Raw genomic sequence first — 7,189 nt, 5'->3', positions numbered from 1 at the left:
TACATAGGACCATATATTTTTAGGGGGTACTTCTCACCAAGATATTCCACATAAGTATTTGGATCAAAAGTACTACTATTTTTTTCTATTTTCGGGATAATATAATCATTCCAAAGGTGAGTATACATGCTCTCTTGATTTGTTGCCCCATTAGCCTTGATTACTGTATCTATTCTACTTTGATCTACGTAAACCCCTTCAATGACCTGCAGGGCCTTTTGAACTTTTCCCTCTTCATCGAGAGGAGCTTCATTTTGTTGCGGACTATATATAGAAATTCCATCGCTATCATCTGGCTTCATATATTGTGGAAGTTTTTCAAACGTTATGTATCTGCTACTGTTTTTTGCCTCCCAATCAAATGTTGCTGCGGGTCCTGTCTTGTCAAAATGAATATTTGTTCGATCGATTTTTTTCTGTACTTCTTTATTCGAAGAACCTTGTTTTTCTACAGTTCCCTGTTTGCAGGTACTCAAATATACTGGTATAAGTACCGAACATAAGACAAGGACCCATTTTATTTTCTTCTTCATTTCATCTCCTCCTAATCTCACCCTCATTTTACCATCAATCCCCTCTTTTGTCAGTCAAATATATAATAGGCTAGATTTTTCATCCAGCCTATTTAAACAAGACAAACGATAGGTTAGTTTGACCTCCTTGCGAAATTCGACCTAATCGATTATTTTTTTATATCATATGAGAACCTTTTTATAATATCTTCTTTCATCTTTTTATTAGGAATTTTCTCTAAATCCATATATTTGAAGAATTCTTCATCATTTTGAACGACATGAACCTTCCCATCTTTTGAATAATCAGCTGGTATGGTAAGGTTCCCGAAAGACTTACCAAAATCTCTAGAGACCACGTAATTCTGTACTTCATACAAGCGTCGCAATAATGAGAACTCTGTAGCATCGTTACTTTGATTTAATTCCTTTTTAAAATATTGGAAAAACTCCTTTTTGTTATTCACATGATGTTCTTGCCCATCTTTTGAAAGCTCTGCTGGTATCTTATGATACTGTAGGACATCATACCATCCACCTGAACGATCCCCTGGATAAAGCAGTTCCAAAAATGAAATATCAAAGTTGAGATCTTCTGGTCCGAGAAAGTATAGATAGGCATTCTCCCCTTCTGTATATTCTTCACCCCATTTTACAGTAGTGAAATCATTCCCTTTGCGCAAAATCGAATATACTTTCGGATAGAGTGTTTTCAATGGGATGTACTTAGCCTCATCACTACGAGCTGTATATAACAAACGTGAATGTTGGAGCTGCAATTGTCCTTCTCCAAAATTGTATTCAAATGGATGCAAGTCTTTGTCGCTTTCTCGACTATCTTTTTGAAGTTGTTCATAACCTTTGCCTGATGAGGTTTTCCAAGCGATCTTTCCATCCTTAACATTCATTAACCCTTCACGAGATTGATACTCTGTTTGTACATAGATATTTCCAGGTTCTACAATATATTTGTCTTTCTTATCGACAAGAATATCAATCGGAATGTATGTTTCTCCATCATCTGTATCCAACATCATCGAAGAAACTCTAACATATAAAGGGATATAATTTTTATTCATATCTCGTACTATCTTAAAAACATCATACGTCTTCTTCACTAAGCGCTTGTCCTTGGTATCATAGACATCAATGAGCCAGTACTCTCCCTTTTGTGCTTTATTTGTAGTTAAGTAAGGAACTTGATTACCACGAACATAATATTGAAAATAGAGACGTGGGTCAGATTTTAATTTGTAACTTTCTTGTGCAATGTACCGTTCACTATTTCCACCATTTATAAACCATGATACTTTAACTTTTGAATTATACGAATATGCTTCCATCGCCTCATCCACTTCCTCTTTATTATCCCATTGAATGGCTACTGCTTTCCCACCTGCAATAAATTGGGAATCAACTATGTGTGGACGAGGGTTCCAAGTTACAAATTGTGATATATCACGCTTATGAATTTCATACTGGATGAACCAGCCTCCTGCCAAGATAACGAGTAATACAAATATCCAAAACTTAATTGATTTAAAAACCTTCTTCATTCTCTCTTCTCTACTTTCTGTACGCTTCTTTTACCTTATTTGTTCGTCAGTTTTCTTTAAAAGTCTTCCGACTTTTCCAACCGCATATGAATAAATTTTTTAATAATTCATTGATAACTAAAACTTCTTATCATTTCTTAAACTAACTAGTTTTTACAATAGGCTGGCTAAAAATTAGGGTTTTTCTCTATTTTTGAATAACCCATTTTGCATCCCCATAAACAACCGTAAATGGTCCATCCCCATCTGTTAAATAGTTAATTTTATATATACCTGATTCTCCTGCTTCAAGAACTGTTGGCTGTTTGTAATTTAAAGTATTGTTCAGCATATAAGCAGATTTTCCCTGGCCATCATAGAGATCTACATTTGAATAATTTGGAGAACTTTCAATACGAAGAGGTGTTGGATTCGATAATGTAAATTCGACTATCAGCCGATGTTGATTTTTCGATTTATCGATACGATTTTGATCATCCTGAACATCCAAATTTGGATCGTCTGTTACACTATTTAGTGTAACTTCTAATCCATTAGCAAATACAACTGGCTCTCCAATTGCATATTTTTTAACCGGATCTTTTGGATTAAAATTCTTTAATTTTTCTTTTATCTTTTGGCCATCACTATTATTTCCTGAAGGAATCGTCCAAAAGATATTATTTTCATCTTCCGTACCATACTGATTTTTCCCCTTCATTTGTCGAGGGATTTGTAAGAGAGTAGCCAAGTTTTTTGAATCTATTCGAATATCACCCTGATCTGTCACTTCCATTTCAACCGTGAATTCTGTATTGTAAAACCCACTTTCAGTATAACCAGATGATGAGGTTGCGTCGAAATTTTTTTTAACTAACTGTTTTAAAACTGTCGAAAGCATAATATAGGAAATATGATCATCTCGATTCATCTCTTTTTCAGCATATCTTTGATGCAATTTATCGAGCCAATCATAGAAGGCTTGATTGAAATCCGACTCATTAGGCATTCCAGAATATTTATCCCATCTTGGTAAAGGCTCTGGGAAGTATTTTGGTACCTGAATGCAAATGAATACTTTGTTGCCCTTAACTTCATAGCCTTTTAATTCATATTTTTTTTCGTAACCTAGTGCATTCGTCATGAGCTTTAAATACATAGGACCATATATTTTTAGGGGGTACTTCTCACCAAGATATTCCACATAAGTATTTGGATCAAAAGTACTACTGTTTTTTTCTATTTTCGGGATAATATAATCATTCCAGAGGTGAGTATACATGTTCTCTTGATTTGTTGCCCCACTGGCCTTAATTACTGTATCTATTTTACTTTGATCTACATAGACTCCTTCAACAACCTGCAAAGCTTTTTGAACTCTTCCATCTTCATCGAGAGGAGCTTCATTTTGTTGCAGACTATATATAGAGATTCCATCGCTATCATCTGGCTTCATATATTGTGGAAGTTTTTCAAACGTTATGTATCTGATACTGTTCTTTGCATTCCAATCGAATGATGCTGCGGGTCCTGTCTTGTCAAAATGAATATTTGTTTGATCGATTTTCTTCTGTGCTTCTTTATTTGAAGAACCATGTTTTTCTATATGTCCTTGTTGACAAGCACTCAGACATAAAGATATAAGTACCGAACATAACAAAAAGCTCCATTTTATTTTCATCTTCATCCCATCTCCTCCTAATCTCATCCTCATTTTACCATCAATCCCCTCTTTTGTCAGTCAAATAGATAAGAGGCTGGGACAAAAGTCCTAGCCTCTTTTATAAAACTATTTACTTAGCTCTCTGATTTTTTACTTTTTTTGAAAAGTGAAAGACCAAGGATTCCAGCTAAAATAGCAAGAAGATTCATAGCTGATGGTGAATCAGAAGTTCCTGTATTTGGCAACTGAGCTTTTTCCGGAGCTGATTTTTGCTCAGATGATTGAATTTTTTCTGGTTGAACAGGTTTTGAAGCTGGTTCTGGATTTGGAGTTGGTTTTGGATCTGGTGTTGGTTTTGGATCCGGAGTTGGCTCTGGATTTGGAGTTGGTTTTGGATCTGGATTTGGCTCTGGACTTGGTGTTGGAGCTGGAGTTGGAGTTGGTTTTGGATCCGGAGTTGGCTCTGGATCTGGCTCCTTCTCATACTCATAGACAACATGAGTTGTTCCTTCTTTTAACTGACCTGTTTCTGGTGCAGAAGTTGAAGAAATACCAACTAGATTGTATTTTTGACCATCTACAGTGATAGAAGACGGACGCTCATTTATGTCCTCACCGGTATTATAGGTCACAAGTTTTCCATCAGACCCGTAAATAGAAGTCTTTGGTGTATCTGTATAGGTTGGATTAAGGGATTGGTTTGTCCCCTTGATCACATAGTCGACAACAACATCACCATAGTGAAGCACTGAAACATCTTGGTCTGCCATATCTTCAAATTCTGAAGCATAATATTTAACGGCACGATTGTATTTCAAAGTAAAAATTTTAACATAATTGAAGAAAGTTTCAGGGTTAATATTGGTATCGTGCGGAATACTAGTCCAATCGCCATTGTTAGGTGTGATATAAGTACTTGGATTTGCGACAGACTTAATCAGATGACCGTTTTTCACATAACTATCATCAATCAAGGCTGGATTTTCTAAACCACCATATGAAGGATTTCCGTTTTGATCTCTAAAAATTGCTCTATGATTTCTATACTCTTGAAGATTTTGAGAACCAGCTTCGAAGGAACCAACACCTTCTTGACTAGATTTCCAATCCATACGAGCATCGAGAGGGAAATATTTTATTTTCTTTGCCTCTTCTAAAGGAATCGCGATACTTACACGTACTGCTTGACTTTTCGCAAATACTGTGTAAATAGCATAAACTTTGATTCTATCAAAATCTAAGCCAATAAATCCATCGGTATCCTCATATTCCAATACTAGAGGTATCTTCCCTGCTGCTAATTCTTCTGCTCTAGGTATAACAGTGAGATATGGTTTATTATCATCATATGGATTGATTTTTTTCATTGGAACATTTACAGTGACGGGATTTTCTTTTTCATCTCGAGTTCCTACCAATGTGAAATCTACTTTTGCGTTTGGAATATTGGGTAAGCGAAATGTAAGATCACTTACTGACTGTCCATGATCACTTGAGTGCATGGCTTTATATGCTACAGTATAATTATATACTACACTTTTACCATCTTCACTAAAGTAAGCTGGCTGTCCTTCCACATTGACATAGCCACCTTCATCAATGATATTTCCATCTTTTGAAGTAGCTGCTCCTGTATCACTTTCTCTACCATTTTCAGAAGCTGAAGTATTAGTAGAATTACTCGTAGAAGTTGCTTCCTCAGTAGTAGGGGTAACATTGCTAGCAACTGTGGAATTTCCATTTTGTGGTGTGTTTATTGACGAGGTACTACTACTAGATGAGTTTGCTTGACCTGTTGATGGTGCTAATGCTACAGGAGTATCTGTATCCCCATTTTCATCAGCTTTAACAACAGTCTGTGAATAAGCATTTAATACAAAAATAGAAAAGGATACAAGACCTAATTTCGTTAACTTTTTCATTTGATAAATCTCCTAAAATCAACTATAAAAAAACAACCGATATTATCTAAAAGTTTATTACGCCAACATTATATACAATCATCGATTTCTTGTCAATAATTAGTGTAATTATTGGGCTATGTTGTAAAAGAAGTGCAACAAAATGTTCATCTGATATACTAGAGATACAAAAAACAGTTATTGTATTTTAGGAGCTTGTTGGCCATGAGTACGAATCCCATGTTAATTATCACTTGACTCTGACCTCTCAGATGACATCTCTTGTAACCTAAACAAGCCTTTATCTGCCCAAAGACAGATTCCACATCAATTTTACGTTGAGCGAAAATCTGTCTACCATCGGAGATAAAAACGCCTGGCATTCTTTAGTTCTTAAGTGCTGATAGTGTTCGTTAATATACAGTCCCTTTTGAGGAGCTGCTTCAGGTTCATTAGCGTAGTAAACCTTGATTTTCTATTGACAGTTCATCTGTTTTTTCTGATGTTTGACATGGTGAAACGATTGCATCACCCGTCAGGATGTGTGTAGCTTTCCTCCTGTATCTGTTCTTGAAGTTTGGCGGAAAACTTGTCCGTTGCCTTTTTCCAAACAAAACTATACTTGTTGGCGTTCGCTTCAATCTTATTCCCGCCAATAAACAAACGATCTAAAGTTACTAACTTTTCCATTTTTAAACGAAAATTGAGATCGATAAAAAAATCAAAATGAGTTCTTTCATCCCCCTAGCGACTCGAAACCGATTGATGGTGCGTTAGATGACAACCAACTGTCCTGTTAGGTACTGCATAGCGAGATTTTCAATCATTTTTCAATTTTTCGTTCACAGAAAATTCCTTGTGAATGAGCAAATAGAAGAGTAGATAAAAGCATTTTAGGGTGATAAGACGGGTGACCAAAGTCATGATAGAAGACGTGGAAATGATGCTCTTCCAAGGTATTCACCCTTTTTCAATAGTAAAGACCAGATGGTCGTGTGGCAAGAAAGAACTGATTTCTAGTGATAATGTTGTTTGACTTGTGTTATAGTGAATATGCATGAGATAGCTTTTTTGTGCAATTCTATTTTACCAAGACTACCGCAACTATACAAAAAAAGCAACGGAAAACCCGTTGTTTTTTTTTTGGAGCTATAAGACTATTCTCCCAGACTCTATTTCATATAAATCATCCCTGTACAGGCTTGCTCAGATAGTTCGACAAAGCCCAGGGACTGGTAAAAGGCTAAATTTTTCTCGCTACGATCAGTGGCAAGGAGCCGTTGATAGACATTGGGGAAGGTCGCTAAAGCCTCTTCTAAGAGTTTCGTGCCAATGCCTTGGCGCTGGTGATCTGGTCGCACCAAGAGGTCCTGTACAAAAATGACAGAATGGCCATCTCCTACTAAGCGAATGTAGGCTACGAGCTCTTTCTCATCATATACTGCCAACTGCCAGAGACTGGCTTTGACAGCTTCTTCTAGCATAGCTGGCTTGTTAGTATAATTGGTCCAGCCGACTGAGCTGTAGAGTGCGAGTAGGTCTGTCATCGCTGGAATTTCTTTTTTATAATGTAACATC

Annotated in this window: 5 protein-coding genes and 1 pseudogene; all 6 read right to left on the bottom strand. The window is 36.3% G+C overall.

What is annotated here, in order from left to right; all coding sequences use genetic code 11:
• Positions 1-533, bottom strand: a pseudogene (locus HA044_RS10020) (hypothetical protein); the annotation flags it as partial.
• A gap of 149 nt (positions 534-682) precedes the next feature.
• Positions 683-2,068, bottom strand: coding sequence for a hypothetical protein (locus tag HA044_RS07340; protein ID WP_187540553.1), 1,386 nt, complete (start codon positions 2,066-2,068; stop codon positions 683-685).
• A gap of 187 nt (positions 2,069-2,255) precedes the next feature.
• Complete coding sequence (locus HA044_RS07335) at positions 2,256-3,728, bottom strand: DUF4352 domain-containing protein (RefSeq protein WP_262407551.1); 1,473 nt, start codon at positions 3,726-3,728, stop codon at positions 2,256-2,258.
• Between the two features lie 116 nt (positions 3,729-3,844).
• Positions 3,845-5,632 (bottom strand): LPXTG cell wall anchor domain-containing protein, encoded by a 1,788-nt coding sequence (locus HA044_RS07330; RefSeq protein WP_187540551.1) that lies wholly within the window; start codon positions 5,630-5,632, stop codon positions 3,845-3,847.
• 158 nt (positions 5,633-5,790) lie between these two features.
• Positions 5,791-5,994: a transposase gene (locus tag HA044_RS10015; protein WP_262407550.1), complete on the bottom strand. Its 204-nt coding sequence runs from the start codon at positions 5,992-5,994 to the stop codon at positions 5,791-5,793.
• 789 nt (positions 5,995-6,783) lie between these two features.
• Positions 6,784-7,188 (bottom strand): GNAT family N-acetyltransferase, encoded by a 405-nt coding sequence (locus HA044_RS07320; protein WP_187540550.1) that lies wholly within the window; start codon positions 7,186-7,188, stop codon positions 6,784-6,786.
• Position 7,189 lies beyond the last annotated feature (1 nt).

This window comes from Streptococcus sp. IMAU 99161, assembly GCF_014435245.1.
In the GTDB taxonomy this organism is placed as follows: Bacteria; Bacillota; Bacilli; order Lactobacillales; family Streptococcaceae; genus Streptococcus; species Streptococcus lactarius.
Note: the sequence above shows the minus strand (reverse complement) of the source record. Positions and strands in the feature narration are given on the sequence as shown.